Source organism: Williamsia sp. Leaf354 (assembly GCF_001424365.1).
Taxonomy (GTDB): domain Bacteria; phylum Actinomycetota; class Actinomycetes; order Mycobacteriales; family Mycobacteriaceae; genus Williamsia_A.
Genome location: NZ_LMPL01000001.1, coordinates 511377 through 531529 on the forward strand (window position 1 = coordinate 511377; position 20153 = coordinate 531529).

General features: G+C 67.4%; 23 protein-coding genes. 12 read left to right on the forward strand and 11 right to left on the reverse strand.

Features of this window, described 5'->3' with window-relative positions:
• Positions 1–9: 9 nt before the first annotated feature.
• The gene (locus ASG12_RS02380; RefSeq protein WP_055787463.1) at positions 10–2307 is read left to right on the forward strand and encodes a heavy metal translocating P-type ATPase; all 2298 of its coding nucleotides are present in this window, start codon (positions 10–12) and stop codon (positions 2305–2307) included.
• Between the two features lie 376 nt (positions 2308–2683).
• Here ASG12_RS02380 and ASG12_RS02385 read toward each other — a convergent pair whose 3' ends face one another.
• From ASG12_RS02385 to ASG12_RS02395, 3 genes are all read right to left on the reverse strand, one after another.
• Entirely contained in the window at positions 2684–3199 is a 516-nt protein-coding gene (locus tag ASG12_RS02385) for a hypothetical protein (protein WP_055784735.1), read from the reverse strand.
• Between the two features lie 360 nt (positions 3200–3559).
• Positions 3560–3802, reverse strand: coding sequence for a DUF2188 domain-containing protein (locus ASG12_RS02390; protein WP_055784737.1), 243 nt, complete (start codon positions 3800–3802; stop codon positions 3560–3562).
• Between the two features lie 41 nt (positions 3803–3843).
• Positions 3844–5103: a hypothetical protein gene (locus ASG12_RS02395; protein WP_055784740.1), complete on the reverse strand. Its 1260-nt coding sequence runs from the start codon at positions 5101–5103 to the stop codon at positions 3844–3846.
• A gap of 152 nt (positions 5104–5255) precedes the next feature.
• On the opposite strand from ASG12_RS02395, the gene ASG12_RS21075 reads away from it, so the two are divergent.
• Positions 5256–5660, forward strand: coding sequence for an antitoxin Xre/MbcA/ParS toxin-binding domain-containing protein (locus ASG12_RS21075; protein ID WP_082501588.1), 405 nt, complete (start codon positions 5256–5258; stop codon positions 5658–5660).
• A 5-nt stretch (positions 5661–5665) separates the two neighbouring features.
• The gene (locus ASG12_RS02405; RefSeq protein ID WP_055784744.1) at positions 5666–6265 is read left to right on the forward strand and encodes an RES family NAD+ phosphorylase; all 600 of its coding nucleotides are present in this window, start codon (positions 5666–5668) and stop codon (positions 6263–6265) included.
• A 410-nt stretch (positions 6266–6675) separates the two neighbouring features.
• Here the strand turns inward: ASG12_RS02405 and ASG12_RS02410 are convergent, their stop codons facing one another.
• The 7 genes from ASG12_RS02410 to ASG12_RS02440 all read right to left on the reverse strand — a co-directional run bounded on the left by ASG12_RS02410 (position 6676) and on the right by ASG12_RS02440 (position 9796).
• Positions 6676–7248, reverse strand: a complete 573-nt coding sequence (locus ASG12_RS02410; protein WP_055784747.1) for a hypothetical protein — start codon at positions 7246–7248, stop codon at positions 6676–6678.
• Positions 7245–7985 (reverse strand): DUF6286 domain-containing protein, encoded by a 741-nt coding sequence (locus tag ASG12_RS02415; protein WP_055784751.1) that lies wholly within the window; start codon positions 7983–7985, stop codon positions 7245–7247. Before ASG12_RS02415 ends, ASG12_RS02410 begins: the two co-directional genes overlap by 4 nt.
• On the reverse strand, positions 7982–8368 hold the full coding sequence (locus ASG12_RS02420; RefSeq protein ID WP_055784754.1) for an Asp23/Gls24 family envelope stress response protein: 387 nt from the start codon (positions 8366–8368) through the stop codon (positions 7982–7984). The genes ASG12_RS02415 and ASG12_RS02420 overlap by 4 nt, the downstream gene beginning before the upstream one ends.
• Positions 8361–8543: a DUF2273 domain-containing protein gene (locus tag ASG12_RS02425; protein WP_045821043.1), complete on the reverse strand. Its 183-nt coding sequence runs from the start codon at positions 8541–8543 to the stop codon at positions 8361–8363. The genes ASG12_RS02420 and ASG12_RS02425 overlap by 8 nt, the downstream gene beginning before the upstream one ends.
• An 86-nt stretch (positions 8544–8629) precedes the next feature.
• Positions 8630–8947 (reverse strand): hypothetical protein, encoded by a 318-nt coding sequence (locus ASG12_RS21500; protein WP_156377891.1) that lies wholly within the window; start codon positions 8945–8947, stop codon positions 8630–8632.
• A gap of 4 nt (positions 8948–8951) precedes the next feature.
• Positions 8952–9317, reverse strand: a complete 366-nt coding sequence (locus tag ASG12_RS02435; RefSeq protein ID WP_055784758.1) for a hypothetical protein — start codon at positions 9315–9317, stop codon at positions 8952–8954.
• Entirely contained in the window at positions 9314–9796 is a 483-nt protein-coding gene (locus ASG12_RS02440; protein ID WP_055787464.1) for an Asp23/Gls24 family envelope stress response protein, read from the reverse strand. The genes ASG12_RS02435 and ASG12_RS02440 overlap by 4 nt, the downstream gene beginning before the upstream one ends.
• Positions 9797–10019: 223 nt before the next feature.
• Between ASG12_RS02440 and ASG12_RS02445 the strand changes: the two genes are divergently transcribed.
• The 3 genes from ASG12_RS02445 to ASG12_RS02455 all read left to right on the forward strand — a co-directional run bounded on the left by ASG12_RS02445 (position 10020) and on the right by ASG12_RS02455 (position 12806).
• Entirely contained in the window at positions 10020–10823 is an 804-nt protein-coding gene (locus ASG12_RS02445; protein ID WP_235455846.1) for an RNA polymerase sigma factor, read from the forward strand.
• Positions 10805–11275 (forward strand): hypothetical protein, encoded by a 471-nt coding sequence (locus ASG12_RS02450; RefSeq protein WP_156377892.1) that lies wholly within the window; start codon positions 10805–10807, stop codon positions 11273–11275. Before ASG12_RS02445 ends, ASG12_RS02450 begins: the two co-directional genes overlap by 19 nt.
• 76 nt (positions 11276–11351) lie before the next feature.
• Positions 11352–12806 carry an FAD-binding protein gene (locus tag ASG12_RS02455; RefSeq protein WP_055784764.1) on the forward strand — a complete coding sequence of 485 codons (1455 nt, stop codon included), beginning with the start codon at positions 11352–11354 and terminating at the stop codon, positions 12804–12806.
• Positions 12807–13004: 198 nt separating this feature from the next.
• On the opposite strand, the gene ASG12_RS02460 is transcribed toward ASG12_RS02455, so the two are convergent.
• Positions 13005–13682, reverse strand: a complete 678-nt coding sequence (locus ASG12_RS02460) for a fasciclin domain-containing protein (protein WP_055784767.1) — start codon at positions 13680–13682, stop codon at positions 13005–13007.
• 286 nt (positions 13683–13968) lie between these two features.
• On the opposite strand from ASG12_RS02460, the gene ASG12_RS02465 reads away from it, so the two are divergent.
• The 6 genes from ASG12_RS02465 to ASG12_RS02490 all read left to right on the forward strand — a co-directional run bounded on the left by ASG12_RS02465 (position 13969) and on the right by ASG12_RS02490 (position 20112).
• Positions 13969–15495, forward strand: coding sequence for a molybdopterin-dependent oxidoreductase (locus tag ASG12_RS02465; RefSeq protein WP_055787465.1), 1527 nt, complete (start codon positions 13969–13971; stop codon positions 15493–15495).
• A gap of 32 nt (positions 15496–15527) precedes the next feature.
• Complete coding sequence (gene sigK, locus ASG12_RS02470) at positions 15528–16103, forward strand: ECF RNA polymerase sigma factor SigK (RefSeq protein ID WP_055784769.1); 576 nt, start codon at positions 15528–15530, stop codon at positions 16101–16103.
• Complete coding sequence (locus ASG12_RS02475) at positions 16093–16968, forward strand: anti-sigma factor (RefSeq protein ID WP_055784772.1); 876 nt, start codon at positions 16093–16095, stop codon at positions 16966–16968. The genes sigK and ASG12_RS02475 overlap by 11 nt, the downstream gene beginning before the upstream one ends.
• 230 nt (positions 16969–17198) lie before the next feature.
• A complete protein-coding gene (locus ASG12_RS02480) occupies positions 17199–18281 on the forward strand; it encodes a Re/Si-specific NAD(P)(+) transhydrogenase subunit alpha (RefSeq protein ID WP_055784775.1) in 1083 nt (360 codons plus the stop codon).
• Entirely contained in the window at positions 18281–18586 is a 306-nt protein-coding gene (locus ASG12_RS02485; protein WP_055784778.1) for an NAD(P) transhydrogenase subunit alpha, read from the forward strand. The genes ASG12_RS02480 and ASG12_RS02485 overlap by 1 nt, the downstream gene beginning before the upstream one ends.
• A complete protein-coding gene (locus ASG12_RS02490) occupies positions 18583–20112 on the forward strand; it encodes an NAD(P)(+) transhydrogenase (Re/Si-specific) subunit beta (protein WP_055784781.1) in 1530 nt (509 codons plus the stop codon). The genes ASG12_RS02485 and ASG12_RS02490 overlap by 4 nt, the downstream gene beginning before the upstream one ends.
• Positions 20113–20153: the final 41 nt, after the last annotated feature.

Sequence of the window (20153 nt, forward strand, 5' to 3'; positions counted from 1 at the left end):
GACCGCTCGGTGGCCGTCGTCGACGCCGGCAAGGTCACTGATGTCTTCGACATCGCGGGCATGACGTGCGCCTCGTGTGCGTCGCGCATCGAACGCAAGCTCAACAAGGTCGACGGCGTCGAGGCGACGGTCAACTTCGCCACCGAGACCGCGCAGGTGCATCACCCGGATTCGGTGAGCACCTCCGACCTCGCCGATGTCGTTGCCGCCGCCGGGTATTCGGCGTCGACGCGTCGGCCCCCGCACACCCGCGGTGACTCCGATGCCGAGCACGGCCACCACGACTCCGAGGCCGGGCACGGTCACATGGACCACGGCGGGGACGCCGCCGCCCTGCGGCAACGCCTGATCATCAGTGCGGCGCTGAGCATCCCGGTGGTCGCGCTCGCGATGATCCCGGCGATCCAGTTCGACAACTGGCAGTGGCTCTCGCTCACCCTGGCCGCGCCGGTGGTGGTGTGGGGGGCGTGGCCGTTCCACCGCGCCACGTGGACCAACGCGCGCCACGGCGCCACCACGATGGACACCCTCGTCTCCATCGGCATCCTCGCCGCGTTCGGATGGTCGCTGTACGCGCTGTTCTTCGGCTCGGCCGGGATGACCGGTATGCGCCACGGGTTCTCGTTCACGCTCGAGCGCGGGGACGCCTCGGCGAACATCTATCTCGAGGTCGCCGCGGGGGTCACGACGTTCCTGCTGGCGGGACGGTTCCTCGAGGCGCGTTCGACCCGACAGGCCGGTGCCGCCATGCGCTCACTCGCCGAACTGGGCGCGAAACAGGCCACCGTTCTCGTCGACGGGCCCGACGGTGTGGTCGAGAAGACCATCGACACCGCCGATCTCGTCGTCGGCGATCGATTCGTCGTACGGCCCGGGGAGAAGATCGCGACCGACGGTGAGGTCGTGTCGGGGACGTCTGCGGTCGACGCGTCGGTGATCACCGGGGAGTCGGTGCCCGTCGACGTCGGCCCGGGAGACCGGGTGGTCGGCGCCACCGTCAACACCTCGGGTGCCATCACCGTCCGGGCCACCACCGTCGGTGCCGACACCCAGATCGCACAGATCGCCCGTCTGGTGGAGGACGCGCAGAACGGTAAGGCGAACGTGGCGCGGCTCGCCGATGCGATCTCCGCCTGGTTCGTCCCGGTGGTGCTGGTCCTCGCGGTCGTCACCTTCTCCGCATGGCTCGTCGCCGGCGGCGGGCTCTCGGCGGCGTTCACCGCGGCGGTGGCCGTGCTGATCATCGCGTGCCCGTGCGCCCTCGGGCTGGCCACACCCACCGCGCTGATGGCCGGTACGGGGCGTGGTGCGCACCTGGGCATCCTCATCCGTGGACCGCAGGTCCTCGAGCGCGCCGGCCGCGTCAACACCGTGGTGCTCGACAAGACCGGCACCGTCACCACCGGCGTCATGACCGTCACCGACGTCGTGGGATCTGTCGGCGCGGATGCCGACCGGGTCCTCGAGGTCGCCGCGTCGGTCGAGAGCCTCTCGGAGCATCCGATCGCCCGCGCCATCGCGGCGGCCGGCCGCGCCAGCTTCCGCAACCTCACGCAGGCAACCGATTTCGACAACGTCGCCGGCCACGGCGTGCGTGGCCGCGTGCACGGGGTGGACGTCGTCGCCGGACGGGTCGGTTGGGTCGCGAGCGAGACCGGAGGCGACATCGACGTCGAGCTGCGCGACCGGATCGACGCGGCGGAGGCCTCCGGCGCGACCGCCATCGCCGTCGGATGGGGCGACGCGGTCCGCGGTGTCGTCGTGGTGGCCGACGAGGTCAAACCCGGTGCCGCCGATGCCATCGCGCGGCTGCGGGAGCTCGGACTCACGCCGATCCTGCTGACCGGTGACAACGACGGCGCGGCACGGTCGGTGGCCGCCGAGGTCGGTATCGACACCGTGCACTCCGGTGTCGTACCGGAACAGAAGGTGTCGATCGTGCGCGACCTGCAGTCACAGGGGGCGCGGGTGGCGATGGTCGGAGACGGCGTCAACGACGCCGCCGCCCTGGCCCAGGCCGACCTCGGCCTGTCCATGGGAACCGGTACCGATGTCGCCATCGAGTCGTCCGACCTGACCCTTTTGTCCGGCGATCTCCGGGTCGCGGTCGACGCGATCACGCTGTCCCGCAGGACGCTCTCGACGATCCGGGCGAACCTGTTCTGGGCGTTCGGTTACAACGTCGCCGCCCTGCCGCTCGCCGCGTCGGGACTGTTGAACCCGATGTTCGCGGGGGCGGCCATGGCGTTCTCGTCGGTGTTCGTGGTGGCGAACAGCCTGCGGCTGCGCAGCTTCGGACGGCGGTAGACCTGAGGCGCGACCTCAAGCCCGAGCGGTCGCACGCCGGAACGCGTGAGCTGCCCTGACGGTGTAGACATGAACGGCTTGTTGAGGCAACAGCATCAGACGAGGAAGGACCTCGGGTCGCTGTTAGACGGCACCGGCGGTACCGATCCACGCCCCCGGTCATCACCGCTATGGCTTTCGGCGGCCCAGCCGCAGTACAAGCCGCCTAGATAGATCCATCCCGCGTCATCGACTCGAACCCATCGACCGGAGCCCTGGTATGTGTGCGCCCCCGTAGGGTGTCGTGTTGCACCGACCCAGCTCGTACTCTTCGCGTGAAAATCCTGTTCATGTCCCGCTATTGGTGTGCGGCAACGACGCCAGCAACCGCATCGGTTCATCCGATTCGAGCGAAGGCCTCGACGACCACAGCGACAACGACGAGCAAGACGAATGTGATCTGAAAGAACACTGCGCGCTGGAGGCGTTTGGCTCGCCGTTGGTTAGCGGTGCGCAAAGTGCCGATTGACTCGACGTCTCGGCTCGCGATTATGAACCGGGCTTCGCGTTCGGGTGCATCCCACTTCTCCCTGACCATGGTCTGGAGGGTTTGTTCTTTCGTCAGGGAGTACTTGCTGGTTCCGCTTTGCACCAACGCCCCGTAGCAAAGCGAAGGAATGAGGAAGAGGACACTCCCCAGGAGGGCCCATACAGTTGCTGTGTGCAGTTGAGCCGGTGTTGACCGACCGATAACCAGTGCCGCTGCGGCGACGACAGCCGCGAAGATCGCCAGGTCGGTTCTGAACACCAGCTCACCGCGCCCCTCGAGCGTCTTCATGCGACTGAACTCGAGGTCTCGGACTACCGAGATGTGGTCGGCGAAAACCTCGCCAGGTTTAGCGTGGTCGGCCACGGCCGTACCGGAGGTGTGGCGGAGGTGTGCCGCTACCGGTGATTGATTCGTTTTCTCCCCAGTCGATCAGCTTCATCTCTTCTGATCCTGGCGGGGGCGTCGCGCCCTCGTCGCTAGTGGCTGGGGTCTCGTCGTCGGCGGCATCTTCGTTGGACACTGGGTATACCTCTGTCGGGTTGGGCGTGAGCCTTAGTGGGTGCGGTTGCTACGGGGGTAGCCGTACCCGCCCATGAATATTTCGTTCTCACCCCAGTCGACGAGAGTGGGTTCGTCAGGGTGGCCCACGACCGGGGGTTGGTCGTGATCTGGTGCGGGTTCGCCGCGCGGGTCGTTGTTGCGGGGGTCCATGTCTTTGCCTTACTACTTCGTGTCGCGTGGCGGATTGGGGTCGTTGCCCGGCGCGACGGTGTCCGAGTCGCGGATCTTCCCGTCGCGGCCGCTGATGGCTACCTCGCCGCCGCCGAGGTTCTTCACGATTTCGCGTGCGCGTGTGACGGCCTGGGCCTGGGTGTCGGTGTGAGCGCTAGACCGCGTCCCTGCGCCTTTGACGTCCCACCCGCCGGCGCGGTTGGGCACGACGTTTCGCCTGGTCGGTTTGCTCATCTTTGCTCCTGTGTAGGGTGATTCGGCTGCGTCGGTGCGAGTTACGCCGAGCTCGCGGACCGCCGCACGGTGGCGGTTCGCCGTCGCCTGGCGTTGGCTATCTCGCGCAGGGCGTGCAGGATCTTGGTGTCGACCGACGGCAGCGCCTGCGATTTCGGTCCCAGCCCGTTGAGTCGGTCCGCGAGGTCTATGCCCTCTTCTAAGCGTCGGGCCAGCAGGTGCCACTGCCACGCCTGTACTGGGGTGGCCGAAAGATGCTCGAGTTCGCGGGCCCTGGTGATGACGTCGTGGCGACGGGCGTCACCAATAAGGTCGTCGCCGGCGGGGGCGCAGCACCCCGGCGTGTGGCAGACCAGCCTGGCCCACAGCGCGCGGTTCGCGCGGGCGAGTTCGAGCCGTCGCTTGGGTACGCCCCGCCCCACCTGCTGAATGTAGACCGGGCGCGGCCCGGGAGGGCCGGTACTTGGCGACCGGTTCTGGGTCATCCGGGATTGAAGATCACATTTCTCGCGCCACCCGATTCCGCACTCGTAACCTGCTGCACCCTCGATGACACACGCCTCACCGAGAAGTCCCTGCTGCCACATCGTGACCATGTAGGAGCGTGAGAGCTCCCGGACCAGCCCGAGCAGATTTCCGATGCGATCCGCGGGCTTGACTCCCAAATGGACGCGCGATGCCGCCACCGCCACCTCGTCTGGAGACAACGCGGCCAGGCCGTTCCAGAGATCGTCGAGAGCTTTCCTGCCCATCGGGTTCATACATCGCCACCCCAGGGCCACGACAGCGATCACCGGCAAGTTGATCTCGGCCCGCTGCAGGTAGGCCATGGTTCGTCGCCACAACCCCGCCTGAACTTGGACCCACCCCACGGTGGGGTTCTCGATATGTACGTACGGCGCGATGACCGCGGTGGCTCCGGATTCGATCTGGTAGTTGACCACCGCTTCCACCAGGGCGTCCTGGGCGTCCACGCGCATGAGAGCAGACGGGGTCAGCAGGTCGGGATTGGCGTAGGGGACTGCGCACCAGGGCGCGGCCGCGCACTGAAGGTCCTGTAGGTAGTGCGTCTCCGGATCAATCAGGAACGGAACGCCAGCCCGCCGCGCCGTTGACGCAACATCAGGTCCGGTCGTCGATAGCGGAACGTGTGCGTCGACAATCAGCCGGTCAGGTCGGTGGGGAGCCGCGGCGTAACCCGACTCCAGCCCGTAGAGCCGACGGATCAGGAGGTTGTCCGCCCCTGACGCCCTGATGGTCAGGAGCGACTGCCTGTAGGGCTGCCGTATGGGAACTGACATCGCGCACCTCCTGTCTCGTTGATCCCACGGTATCACAGGGGTGCAATTTATACTGCAAACTAGGCGCAGAAAGAACGCATTTCGGGGTGCGGTCAAGACGCATCTTGTGGTGTATAGAGTGATAAAGAACCAACCCGACCACGAGGAGAGCCATGTCTACGCACACAGATAAAGGGGTGTTGAGCAATAGCGGGGGACGAAATACCGCGGCTGGAACGGGTGAGGGCAGCACCACCTACCTACGCATCCTGGAAGAGGTGACCGAATCGGGACTAACCAGAACTGAACTCAGCAAGGCAGTCGGTGCGGCGGAGCGCACCGTGCAGACGTGGGTGGCCGGGACGAGCAAACCCACCGGCATTCGCGCCCAGCGCCTCCTTGACGTCCAGATGATCTTGCGGCTTCTCAGCGACACGTATACGCCCGAGGGCATTCGCATCTGGCTCAACTCACGCAACCGCAACCTCGACTTGCAGCGACCCATCGATCTGCTCACCGGCCACGACGGCATTGACTCCGTACTCGAGGAAGCCAATCGCATCTCCGGAGGCCTTTAGTCGCCATGGATTCGCTCGCCAACGCAATCGCCGGTCAAAATCCCACACAGGTCGCGGGGACCTGGCATCGGCACCTGCCGGCCAAATACGTTGTCAGCGCGATGGAGGGGAGATCGGCCTACTCGCGATGGGGCCGCAACAACAGCTTCCCGGTTTTGTACCTCGGGCAACCCACCGATTCAGTCATCGTGGAGGCGTACCGCCATCTGGTGGACCCGGTCGTCGATAAGGCCGCCGACTTCAAGGACACACTCACCCCTCGAATGCTCGTCACCGCCGAAGTATCGGTAACGAACATTCTCGACTTGCGCACCGCTACAACGCGCATGGAGCTGGGGTTGAGCTTGGAAGAGATGCGGTCCGAGACCTACGATCGTGACGCCTATGCGGCCTGCCAAGAAGTCGCAGGTGCCGCCCATCAACAGGGTTTTCACGGTCTGATCGCGCCGGCCGCCACGAAGCGGGGTGACACTCTGGTCTTGTTCACCAACCGGTTGCCCGCTAGCGAGGTTCCCATCGTCGGGACCCAAGAATTATGGATCCCGTTCCCGGACGACCCGCGTTCCGCGTCCAGTCCGAGACTTCGAGTCGTTCGAGACGATTGAACGGTTCGTTGTCCGGTTCCCGCTCGCGACAGCGACGTGGCCGCAACGGCGAACTGACCACGCAAACCTGTTGTCTACCTGCCACTTCGGGCCACCGCCTGACTAATCAGCGTTATCGGCGCGCAATCGCCTGCGAGTCAACGCAACTAGCGCATGACGTCACGCTCCTATCGGGTCAGCCAATCTAGCTGCTGCGCCGCAGCACTGATGTGCGGATCTGGGCCGAGCCGACTCGTTGGGTGTGCGCTACGGGGCGTTTGTAGCGCCAGCGGATCAGGCGCTCCGCGTAGGACGAGTGCCGCGTGAACAGCCCGCGGCTGCGGAGCTTTCGGGCGTCGGTAGGCATCTGGTCGGAACGACGAGGGGCCCGAGGCGTGATGCCTCGGGCCCCTCGTGCGTGACGATGATCGTCAGTCGACGCGTGTGGCCTTCTTCGGGGTCGACATGTGGATCTGGAAGCGCGGACGGACCTCGCTGCCCGGCAGTGCGGCGGCGATCTGCTGCTCGGCGCGCCCGACCACCTCGGTGATCTCTGCGAAGTCCCGATTCGACTCGGCCTCGACGGTGATCTCGAGCATGACCCGCTTGCGGTCGTCGACCGCCCGCGAGCGCGTCGAGGTGATGAGGCGGTGCCGCGCGAGGTCCTCGGCGACGGCGCTCGCGATCTTGCCCGGGTTGACCGCCAGGGTGCCCGATCCGTCGCTGCCCGGGAGGACGACCGTCCCGGTCTTGCGGGGGCGGCTGTTGAGCGCGAGCAGCAGCAGTCCGATGAGGATGCCACCCACGGCGATCCCGATGAGGACGTACAGCCACCAGCTCTCGTCCGGAGCACGGTCGAACCACCCCAGGTCGATCTTGTCGAGCTGATCGCGGACCTGCGCGACCTTGAGCTCCCACGCGATGGCGACCGCACCCACGGCGATGAACACGAGTCCGAGGAGCAGTGTGATGAACCGGTTCACACCGGTGGGCAACACGTTCACGAGTGCACCTCCTTGCTGGTCGAGACGGTGGCGCCGGCGGTTGTCGTCGCCGGAGCGGTCTCGTCGTCGGCCGAGCTCTCCACGATCGGTTCCGGAAGGCTCGGTCGGCCGGCTGCGGGCGGCGGCGTCTGCGACTTCGGGGTCTTGATCGTGATGGTCTTGACCTTCACCGTGTGCTTCGGCAGAACCGTCGCGATGGACGCGGCGATCGACGCTCGGACCTCATCGGCAGAGGCGGGGGCCTCGTCGGTGGTGGTGATGCGCGTGACCACCTTGCGGCGCTTCACCGTGCTGTCGGCGCGGGTGACCCCGGCGCTCTGGCGTGCCACGGCACTCGCGCGGCGGGCGACGTCGACCTTGCGGGTCCACGTGCTCGGCGAGTAACCGTCGACAGTGCCTGCCCCGTCGAGGGCTATGTGCGTCTTCGACCGCGGTCGTATCGCGGTCCACACGAGGAACAGCCCGACGACGATCAGCGCGATCGCGACGGCCCAGAACCAGCCCTGCCACGACAGGTCGCCGAACCACCGCGAGGCGGCGGCGATCCAACCCGACCCGGTGATCCACTTCTGGTCGACGCAGATGTCGCGGATGGCGACACCGCCGAGGGCGATGAGCGCGATGGCGAACAGTGACGTGATCCAGACAGCGCCGGGTGTGGCGGTGGGCGGGACGATCTTCTTCAAGCGGGGCGCCGGACCGGGGTCGGGCGTGCCCTGCGACGTGGGTGTGGTCATCGCACTCTCCTCTGCGCACTCGTCTCGGCGACGATCACGTCGGCGATCGTGACGTCGACCCGGTGCGGGGTGACGCCGGTGAGTCGCGCCAGTTCGGTGTGGACCAGGGCCCGCACCTCCTGGCAGAGGGCGGTCACCTGGGTGGGCCAACGGACGGCGATGTCGACCTTCACGTCCGGGTGGGGACGCGACATGTCGATCGACACCTTCGGGTGGTCCCCGCCGGTGATGAGACCGAGTGATCCGCGATGGCGCAGAACGCCTTCGATGGACAGCGCAGCAGCGCGACCGATCTGCTCGCCGACCCGGTCGTGGATCGTGGTGGTGCCGGGACCGCCGCCGTCGGTGACGCCTGGGGCGGCTCCGGTGGTCGGGTCAGCCACGGTTGCGGCTCCGCAGGAGCCCGGAGAGATCGATGGTCCCGTCGCGGTGCAGGCCCACGGCGAGGCCCACCGCGCCGAGCACGATGGCGAGGATGAAGCCGCCGAAACCGCCGGTGGTGGCGGCGATGGCCAGCAGCAGGCCGACGATGAGACCGATGGTCGCGTTGTTGTTCATGTGGTTCCCCTGATGGGTCGGTGTGACGGTGGATGGTGGGTGATCGGCACCGGTGCGACCCGCGCGGGCGAATCGATGTCGGTGGATCAGATCTCGAAGTATCGCTTGGCGCCGGGGACCGAGCGCGGGAGCCTTGCCCGCACCGCGTCGATGGTCCTCACCGTCGAGCGTCGGAGGCGACGTATCCGTGAGGTGGGTCGCACGCGGGGGCGCGGCGACGCCGACGCACGGGGCGCGGCTCCGGTGGAGCGGGGAGCACCGGGGTCGACACCGGTGGTTCGACCGAATTCCCGGTCGAGTCGGGCCAACTCGCGATGCAAGGCCTGCGGATCGCCGCCGACGTCGGGGTGGTACTGACGTATCACGGCCCGACGTCGGGCGGCGTAGTCCGAAGGCGGAGGCATCGGGTCAGCGATCACCGTCGGCCGCGGCGAGACCGGGCGGATCCTGCGTGCCGACGACGGCGTCGTGATCGGCGATCTCGCCCGGGGGCGGGTCGGCGACCGTCACGTCCTCGACGATGACCGTGATGGTCCGTCCGGACGCCTTCTCGGCCGCCGCTCGCACGGCGTCGGCCGTGTCCATCACGTTGCGCGACAGATCGACCTCGATGTGTACCTCGCCGCTGAACTCCTGGAGCCGGACCCCGACGATGCGACGGCCGGCCGTGTAGGTGGCCACCTCGCCGAACCGGCCGGAGTTCAGGCCGGTCACGCCGGGCACCGACGTGGTGGCGGCGACCACCGCGTCGGCGACCTCGGCGTCGGAACTCACTGGACCCGGGGCTCCGCGGTCTCGCCGGTGGTCTCGTCGTCCTCGAAGTGGATGTCGTGGATGGCGATGTTGACCTCGGTGACCTCCAGGCTGGTCATCTGCTCGATCGAGTTGATGACGTTGGAGCGCACCGCGGCGGCGAGATCGTGGATCGCGACGCCGTAGTTGGCGACGAGGCCCAGATCGACTGCGGCCTGCTTCTCGCCGACCTCGACCGAGATGCCCTGGGTGATGCTCTGGCCGCCGCCGACCGGGATGGCCTCGCGGACGCGGCCGACGATGCGGGCGGCCTGGCCGCCGAGGTCGTAGACGCCCTCGATCTCGCGTGCGGCGATACCGGCGATCTTCGAGACGACCTGATCGGCGATGGTGGTACGGCCGTGCTCACCGACGAGGTCACGGTGCGATTCGGAGACCTCCTTGCTCGGGGAGACCTTCGCTGCGGCCGAAGAGGTCGTGGCGGTGGATGGTGTGGTCATCTGCACTCCTTCATGTCAACACATGAGAGCGGTCTTTTCGACAGACCGGACTCGATTGGATCGAACGTCGTGCACCGGGTCGGATCGAACGTCCTGTCACGAACGCGGGTGCGATCCGGTGTAATGGTTGAGTCGGTGGCCGCGCCGGTTCTGCACGCGGGGTGAAACGTGACGTGGCCCACACTTTCGACGAGAGGCACACGACGTGCAGACCGAGGATCCCGTGGCGCCGCCTGACCCCGCCCGCAGCGACCCCGATCTCGACGATCTCGCCCGGGGCGATGTCCCGGTGAAGGTCTCCGGCCTCGACATCGCCGACGAGTCCGACGAGACCCTCGCGCGGGCGGCCGCAGTCGGCGACCGTGCCGCGTTCGACGAACTGGTCCGGCGAACCCTGCCGATGCTGTTGCGGTACGCGCGGCGCATGGTCTCCGACGCCGGCAACGCCGAGGACGTGGTGCAGGAGGCGTTGCTGGCCGCGTGGAAGGGTCTGCCGCGGTTCGGTTTTCAGAGCAGTTTCCGCACCTGGGTGTTCTCGATCGCGCACCGGAAGATCATCGACCTGCGCCGTCGTCGCAGCGAGGTCGCCGCCGACGACGAGTTCCTCACCGCGATCCCGTCGTCGTCGCCGACCCCTCTCGACGATGCGATGGGCACCTCACTGCGCGACGCACTCGAACGCGAGCTCGCCGAACTGCCCTATCTCTCGCGCGCCACCTGGTGGCTACGGGAGATGGAGGGGTTGTCGCACCCGGAGATCGCCCGCGTCCTCGACATCACGCCCAACTCGGTGCGGGGTCATCTCCAACGCACCAGGGCCCGCCTCGCCGAGCGGATGGAGCCGTGGCGACCCGGTCGCGACCCGGCCGTGTCCGATCGGCCCGCGCGCCGAGCCGATCCCCCGAGACGGCCCGATCCTCCGGCCGGCCGCGCCCCGCGCCCGAAGGGTGGTCCATCGACCACCTCAGATCCACCGACCACACCGGATCCACCGACATCGGAGACCACATGGCAGTCACGGACGTGAGCGATCAGGGGTCCGAGAAGTGGATCGTCGACGCGGGTCGTGAACTGGATCCGCCGGCGTCCGACGTCGAGCGGCTCACCGCGAAGGTCATCGATTCGGCGCGCAGGCTGTCGCATTCGCGGTCGGAGTTGGCGACCGACCACACCTCGGTCGTCGTCACCGATCGCGTGGTGCGTCGGGTGATCATGATCGAGATCCGTCGCCAGGTGTCGCGGCCGGTGCTGGAGGTCGCGCTGACCTCGGAGGAGCGTGAGGTGACCGGTGTGCGACTCGGTCTGATGTGCCGCTACGACGACGACCTCGGCGCACTCGCCGACCGGGCGCGCGGGGTGACCGCGGAGGTCCTCGCGGCCACGCTGGGCGACGTGCGGGGTGCTCGCGCGGCGAGCCGTGTCGACGTCGACTGGATGGACCTCGACTGGCCGTCCCCCTCGAGCACCGGGAAAAACTAGAACCTGTTCTAGTATCTCGGTACTCTTGACGCATCGGACGGGTGAACCGTCCGGGTCACGAGCGAGAGGACATGCGGTGCGCGCCGAACTCCCCGAGGTCATCCGTCACACCGACATCACCGACTGGTCCGACGAGGTCGACGTCCTCGTCGTCGGGTGCGGGATCTCGGGTGGTTGCGCGGCGGTCGAGGCGGCCGCCGCCGGCGCCTCGGTCCTCGTCCTGGAACGCGCCGGTGTCGCCGGCGGCACCACCTCGCTGGCGGGTGGCCACTTCTATCTCGGTGGCGGGACCGCGGTGCAGCAGGCGACGGGTCACGCCGACTCGGCCGAGGAGATGGAGAAGTACATCACCGCGGTCAGCCGCGATCCCGAGCCCGACAAGATCCACGCCTATTGCCGCGACAGCGTCGAGCACTTCGACTGGCTCGAGGCGCTCGGCTTCCATTTCGAGCGCAGCTTCTACGACAAGAAGGCCGTCATCCAGCCCGGCACCGAGGGCCTCATGTTCACCGGCAACGAGAAGGTGTGGCCGTTCTGCGATCTCGCCATCCCCGCGCCGCGCGGCCACAAGGTGCCCGTCCCCGGTGACACCGGGGGCGCCGGGATGGTGATCGACCTCCTCGTGAAGCGCCTCGCCGATCTCGACGTCGAGATCCGCTACGACACCGGCGCACGACACCTCGTGGTCGACGACGCCGGCGCCGTGGTGGGCGTGGGGTGGAAGCGGCTCGGCGAGACCGGGGCGATCCGGGCGCGCAGCGTGGTGATCGCCGCCGGCGGGTTCGTCATGAACGAGTCGATGGTCGACGAGTTCGTGCCGTCGCTGTCGGAGAAGCCGTACACACTCGGCAACACCTTCGACGACGGGCTCGGCATCCGTCTCGGTGCGTCGGTCGGCGCGGCGCTCAAGCACATGGACCAGACGTTCGTGACCGCGCCGGTCTACCCACCCTCGGTGCTCATCACCGGACTCATCGTCAACGCCGACGGTGATCGCTTCGTCGCCGAGGACTCCTACCATTCGCGCACATCGGGTTTCGTGATGGAACAGCCCGGTGCCGTGGCCTACCTGATCGTCGACGAGGCACACATGGAACGGCCTGCGTTCCCGCTGATCTCGTTCATCGACGGCTGGGAGACCATCGAGGAGATGGAGGCCGCCCTGAAGATCCCGGCCGGTCGTCTGGTCGCGACGATGGAGCGGTACAACGCCCACGCCGCCGATGGCGAGGACCCCGATTTCCACAAGCGCCCCGAGTGGTTGGCGCCGCAGACCGAGGGCCCCTGGGCGGCATTCGATCTGAGTCTGGGCAAGGCGCTCTACGCCGGCTTCACGATGGGCGGGTTGGCGACGAGCGTCGACGGCGAGGTCCTCACCGCGGCAGGCGCGCCGATCGTGGGGCTCTACGCGGCGGGCGCGGGCGCGGCCAACATCGCCCAGGACGGCAAGGGGTACGCCAGCGGAACCCAGCTCGGCGAGGGCTCCTACTTCGGTCGTCGCGCGGGCCGCCACGCAGCCGGTCAGGCCTGACGCTCGGCGTCGCACGGCGCACGATCGAAGCGAACAACTGCCCGCTCGACGGCGATAAGTGCACGGTCGATGGGCTGGACACACGACAACGGACCGAAGCCAAGGGGCAGATGGCTTCGGTCCGTTGTCCGTGGGTGACGTACCGGCCCCGGAGGTCCGATACGTCAGTTCACAGCTGGTACATCAGTGATCAAGTGATCAGGCCGGGGGCATGAGCACCGAGTCGATGAGGTACACGGTCGCGTTGGCGGTCTTGACGCCACCACAGATGACCGACGCGTTACCGGCGCCGACCTTGAGGTCGTTGCCCGAGCCCGAGACGGTGACGTCCTGGCCCTCGACGGTCTTGTGGGTGCCGGCGATCTGCGACGGCGAGAGCTGACCCGGGATCACGTGGTAGGTCAGGATCTTGGTCAGCAGGGCGTCATCGGTCTTCAGGGTGTCGATGGTGGCCGCCGGGATCTTGGCGAACGCATCGTCGACCGGCGCGAAGACGGTGAACTGGCTGCTGTTGAGGGTGTCGACCAGGTTGACCTTGGGGTTCAGCTGTCCGGAGACGGCCTGGGTCAGGGTCTTCAGCAGCGGGTTGTTCGAGGCTGCGGTCGCAACCGGGTCCAAAGCCATGCCACCGACCGAGCCGGGGCCACTGGCGTTGGCCTCGGCGTAGGAGGCGCAGCCCGAGCCGACGAGGTCAGCGGCCGGATCGGCGCTGGCGGCGGAGCTCTCGGCGGCCGACGACGCGGCGGTCGAGGTGGCGGCGGTGCTGGACGATGCGGAGTCGGAGCTGTCGTCGCTGGAGCAACCGGCGACGAGGCCGACTGCCATACCCAGGCTTGCAACTGCTACGGCGAATCGTTGGGTCCTCTTGAGGGCCATTGCCTATCCAATCTTTTGGTGTTGTCGGTCACTTGCCATTCGGACCTTACGGCCGGGCAGATGGGTCATGACCGAAACTTTCTGTCTCGAATCCGTCAATACGCATCTGAAGCATCACGGTGCGGTAACGGCCCCGGAAATACGTCGAGGTCGTCAGGCATCCGTTTCATGGTCGGCGACGAATAGCTTGATGAACCTTTGACACATGCATTTCGCCGGGTAGGGCACGACTTCCTTCCGGTGCGGTGCCGCCATGTTCCACCACGTATTCCACCGAGAGGCCATCATGCGAATCGAGAAGACCGCCCGCGGCGCCCTGGCCGGTCTCGTGGCCGTCGGGTCCGCACTGGCGGCCGGGGAGATCGTCTCCGTCGCGGTCTCGTCCTACGCCTCTCCCTACTTCGCGGTCGGCTCCTACCTGGTCGACAACGCACCGGCTCCGGTGCGCGAATTCGCGATCCGGCAGTTCGGCACCAGCGACAAGATCGCGCTGCTGACCGGCATGGCCGTGGGCATCGCGGTGCTCGCCGTGGTCGCCGGTCTCGTCGAACGTCGTACCCGTCCGATCGGCTCGGTGCTCATCGTGCTGTTCGGTGCCTTCGGTGTGTTCGCCGCCATGGCCCGGCCCACCGCCGACGCGAGCTACTCGATCCCGTCGATCGTCGCGGCGGTCGTCGGCATCATCGTTCTCCGCGCACTGCTCGGCTTCTTCGGCCGGACCAACGCCGCAGCACCGGAACAGAACGGCCTCTCGCGTCGGCTCTTCTTCTCCTCGGCGGTGACGGTGGCCGTGGTCGCCGGAGCGGTTGCCTTCGCGGGCAAGAAGATCGCCGAGGCCGGCGACGCCATCGCCGAACGCCGCAAGCTGAAGCTGCCGACACCGGTCAGCAAGGCCGCGCCGATCCCCGCGGGCGCAGATCTGAAGGTCCCCGGCGCGACACCGTTCGTGACCTCGAACTCCGACTTCTATCGCATCGACACCGCGCTGCAGGTCCCGAACCTCAAGACCGCGGACTGGCAACTGCGCATCCACGGCATGGTCGAGAACGAGATGACCCTCACGTGGGAAGACCTGATGGGGATGCAGGCAGAGGAGAAGGTCATCACCCTCACCTGTGTGTCCAACCAGGTCGGTGGCATCCTCGCCGGCAACGCCACCTGGATCGGCTACCCGATCAAGTCGATCCTCGAGCGCGTCGGGGTGAAGAGCGACGCCGACATGCTGTTCTCCACCAGCGTCGACGGCTGGACCTCCGGGTCCCCGATCTCGGCGCTCACCGACGGACGCGATGCGATCCTCGCCGTCGCCATGAACGGGCAGCCCCTTCCTCTCGAACACGGATACCCCGTCCGCCAGGTGGTGCCGGGCCTCTACGGCTTCGTCTCCGCCTGCAAGTGGGTCGTCGACTGGGAGATCACCCGGTTCGACAAGGCCGAGGCGTACTGGACCAAGCGCGGCTGGGGTGCGCAGGGGCCGATCAAGACCGCGTCGCGCATCGACCGGCCCGAGCCCTTCTCGAACTCCCCCGCCGGCGAGGTCATCCTGGCGGGCACGGCCTGGGCGCAGCATCGCGGTATCTCGAAGGTCGAGGTGCGGATCGACAACGGACCGTGGGAACCCGCAGATCTCACCGAGGAGTACTCGAACGACACCTGGCGGCAGTGGTCGTACCGGTGGCAGGCCACACCTGGCCAGCACACCGTCTACTGCAGGGCCACCGACAAGACCGGTCAGTTGCAGACCGAGGAACGCACGCCCCCGATCCCGGGTGGCGCCACAGGCTGGCACAACCGTGTCCTCACGATTGCGTAGGGCGATGAATCAGACAAGCTACTGTCGGTCCTGTGACCGACCGTTCTCTCGCGCGTCTGCCGGAACTGGCAGACCTGTTGGAGAGGACGGCTGCGCGCGACCGGGCTGCCTTCGCGGCGCTCTACGACGCGACCAGTCCACGAATCTACGGCCTCATCCTGCGGGTGCTGCGCGATCCCGGCTACGCCGAGGAGACGCTGCAGGAGGTCTACCTGCAGGTATGGCAGAACGCCTCGAACTATCGACCGGACATGGGGTCGGTCGTGTCGTGGATGCTGACGATCGGGCACCGTCGAGCGGTCGATCGCGTCCGCTCGGAAGAGGCGTCGTCGCGGCGTGGGACGCAATACACGGTCTCGAACGCGATGACCGAGGTCGACGAGGTCGTCGAATCGGTGGTCACCCGCGAGGACCGGCGCGCGGTCATCGCGTGCCTGGGCACCCTCACCGACACCCAGCGGGAGAGCATCGAGCTCTCGTACTACGGCGGGCTGAGCTACCCGCAGGTGGCGGAGAAGCTCGGGGCGGCGTTGCCCACCGTGAAATCGCGCATCCGGGACGGGCTGCGTCGACTCAAGTCCTGCCTGGAGTCCAACGATGAGGCCTGACCGAGATCCTCGCGAGCTCGTCGACGACCTGCTCGAGCTCTACGCCATCGACGCGCTCGATCGATCCGAGCGCGCGTCGTTTGAGGCCGCGTTGCAGGCGGTCGACCCCGAACGTCGCGTCGCCGCGGTCACCGAGATCCGTCGCACGCACGACGCCATCGCACGCATGGCCGCCGAACACACCGTCGTCCCGCCGTCGGCGGTGCGCCGGTCGCTGCTCGACGCCGTCGCCGCGGATCGTCTCGGAGCGGTCCGGCCGCTGCGATCGTTGCCGGCGGACACCTCCGGCCCGGTCTCGCAGGACATCCCTGCCCTCTCCGTCGACGAGTCGCCGCACACCGACGGCCCGTCCCACGGTGACGAGCTGGCCGCACGGCGCACCCGGCGACGTCGGCTCGCCATGTCGGTGGCGTCGGCCGCCGCGGCACTGCTGCTCGTGATCGGCGGTGTCGTCATCGGACGGTCGTCGGTGTCGACCCCGGAGCCGTCCACCCCGGCCGTCGCGGCGGGTTCGGCCGAACTCGAGCAACTCCGTTCGGTGATGAGTGCGCAGGATGCCGAGATGCACCGCACACAGCTGACCGGCATGCCCGGGACCGTCGTGGTCGCCTCGTCGCGGTCGATGGACACCGCCGTGGTGTTGCTCGACAGTGCACCGGTGCCCGCGAACGCGCAGACTTATCAGCTGTGGCTCATCGGGAACGCGCACGCGCCGAAGTCGGCCGGCCTGATCACCGATGCGTCGGCCTCGACCCCGGTGATCGTCCACGGACTGGACCGATCGCGGACGGTCGGCATGACCATGGAGCCCCGCGGCGGATCACCGCAGCCGACCGGTGACGTCCTCGCCGCTGTCTCCATCTGACACGTTTCGTCCGTGCGACTGTTTCCGCTGACAGTCGTCATCTGGCGGCCCTCGGGTGGGCACCTCGCCCCGCGATGTCCGGTGCTATGTTTCGTTCAACCTTCGGTCGCCGATCGTGACCGTTTGCCCTTCGAAGTGCCAGCGTCGGTGACCCCTCGGACGCGGCCTCACGCGGTGTCGTCGTGACGCTGTCGTGAACACGTGTGCAGCAGTGTGAGACAGGTGGGTATATGAGCGTCGGTGTCGTGCGCGAGATCGCAGAGGGGGAACGGCGCGTCGCGCTGGTACCCAAGGTCGTCGCGTCGTTGGTGAACAAGAAGGTCGACGTGATCGTCGAATCGGGGGCGGGCCTGGGTGCTCTCATCCCCGACTCGCTCTACACCGACGCCGGGGCCACCATCGGTGACCCGTGGTCGGCGGATCTGGTCGTCAAGGTCGTCGCCCCGACCGACGACGAGGTCGCGAAGATGCGCTCGGGTCAGACCCTCATCGGGTTCCTCGCGCCGCGCAACCAGACGAATCAGATCGGCGCGTTGAAGTCGGCCGGGGTACAGGCCTTCGCCGTGGAGGCCATCCCGCGCATCTCGCGGGCGCAGGCCATGGATGCGCTGAGCTCGCAGGGCAACGTCTCCGGCTACAAGGCGGTGCTGCTCGCCGCCGAACAGTCCACCCGCTACTTCCCGATGCTGACCACAGCGGCCGGCACGGTGAAGCCGGCGACCGCGCTGATCCTCGGCGTCGGTGTGGCGGGCCTGCAGGCGCTCGCCACCGCCAAGCGCCTCGGCGCCCGCACCACCGGGTACGACGTGCGGCCCGAGGTCGCCGATCAGGTGAAGTCGGTCGGCGCACAGTGGCTCGACCTCGGTATCGACGCCGCCGGTGAGGGCGGCTACGCGCGCGAGCTCACCGAGGACGAGCGCGCCCAGCAGCAGAAGGCCCTCGAGGATGCCATCAAGGGTTTCGACGTGGTCATCACCACCGCGCTCGTGCCCGGACGTCCCGCCCCGCGCCTCGTGACCGCCGCCGCGGTCGAGGGCATGAAGCCCGGCAGCGTGATCGTCGACCTCGCCGGCGAGACCGGCGGCAACTGTGAACTCACCGAGCCCGGCGAGAACGTCGTCAAGCACGGCGTGACGATCTGTTCGCCGCTCAACCTCCCCGCCGGCATGCCCGAGCATGCCAGCGAGCTCTACTCCAAGAATCTCCTCGCCCTCATCGAGCTGATGCTCGACGAGAACGGCTCGATAGCACCGGATTTCTCCGATGAGGTGCTCGCGAAGTCGTGCGTGACCCGAGAGGCAGGCGACGCCTGATGTACACCGGACTCCTGGCCAACCTCGCGATCCTGGTGCTCGCCGGATTCGTGGGCTTCGCCGTCATCTCGAAGGTGCCCAACACCCTGCACACCCCGCTGATGTCGGGCACGAACGCCATCCACGGCATCGTGGTGCTCGGCGCGCTCGTCGTGCTCGGCGCCCTTCCCGCCGACGCGAACTGGGGCGTGCGGATCATCGCCTTCGTCGCGTTGGTGTTCGGCACGCTCAACGTCATCGGCGGCTTCGCCGTCACCGACCGCATGCTCGGGATGTTCAAGGGCAAGAAGGAGGTCGAGAAGTGACCAACGATTTCTTCGTTCTCGTCGGCGGTCACGTGCCGAATCAGGGCGTCTCCTACGCCGTCACCGCGCTGTACATCCTCGCCTTCGGGCTCTTCATCTACGGCCTGTCCGGCCTGACCGGACCGAAGACCGCGGTGCGCGGCAACTGGATCGCCGCCATCGGCATGGGGATCGCGGTCGCCGCGACCCTGCTCTACGTCTGGAACGAGGGCGCCCGCGCAGACGAGGGACCCGGCCGCGTCGAGGTCCCGACCATCAACTGGATCCTCATCGCCGCCGGTCTCATCATCGGTGTCGCACTGGGTATCCCGCCGGCGCTGAAGACCAAGATGACGGCGATGCCTCAGCTCGTCGCGCTGTTCAACGGTGTCGGTGGCGGCACGGTGGCGCTCATCGCGTGGTCGGAGTTCATCGAGACCTCGGGCTTCTCCGAGTTCGGCGGCACCGAGCCCGCCTCGCCGCTGGTCGTCGGGTCGTTGATCGCGGCCATCATCGGCTCGATCTCGTTCTGGGGTTCGCTGATCGCCTTCTCGAAGCTGCAGGAGATCCTGCCGAAGGGCATCGAGAAGGTCTTCGTCGGCAACGCCAAGCTGTTCCAGCTCGCCAACATCATCCTGCTCGTCGGATCGATCGCCGTGGCGGTCTACCTCGGCGTGCAGGCCACCAGCGGTGGCGGAGCCAGCGTGTGGTGGATCGTCGGCCTGCTCATCGCAGCCGGTGTGATGGGCCTGTTCGTGGTGCTGCCCATCGGCGGTGCGGACATGCCCGTCGTCATCTCGCTGCTCAACGCCATGACCGGGTTGTCGGCTGCCGCAGCGGGTATCGCGCTCGACAACACCGCACTCATCGTCGCCGGCATGATCGTCGGCGCGTCGGGCTCCATCCTCACCAACCTGATGGCCAAGGCCATGAACCGGTCGATCCCCGCGATCGTCTTCGGTTCGTTCGGTGGTGGCTCCGATGGCGCCGCAGCGGGTCCCGCCGGCGACGGCGGCACCGTGAAGGCCACCTCCGCCGCTGACGCCGCGATCCAGATGGCGTACGCCAACCAGGTCATCGTCGTCCCGGGTTACGGCCTCGCGGTCGCACAGGCGCAGCACGCGGTGAAGGAGATGGCGACGCTGCTCGAGGCCAAGGGGGTCGAGGTCAAGTACGCGATCCACCCGGTCGCCGGTCGCATGCCCGGGCACATGAACGTGCTGCTGGCCGAGGCCGACGTCGAATACGACGCGATGAAGGAGATGGACGACATCAACGGCGAGTTCAGCCGTACCGACGTCGCCATCGTCATCGGCGCCAACGACGTCACCAACCCCGCGGCCCGCAACGACCCGAGCTCGCCGATTCACGGCATGCCCATCCTCAACGTCGACGAGGCGCGATCGGTGATCGTGCTCAAGCGGTCGATGTCGTCGGGCTACGCCGGCATCGAGAACCCGCTGTTCGGTGCAGCGGGGACCTCCATGCTCTTCGGCGACGCCAAGAAGTCGGTCGGCGAGGTCATCGAGGAGCTCAAGGCCCTGTAACCAGCCGCAGAACCGTTGCAGCCGTAGCAGTTCGTCTCGCT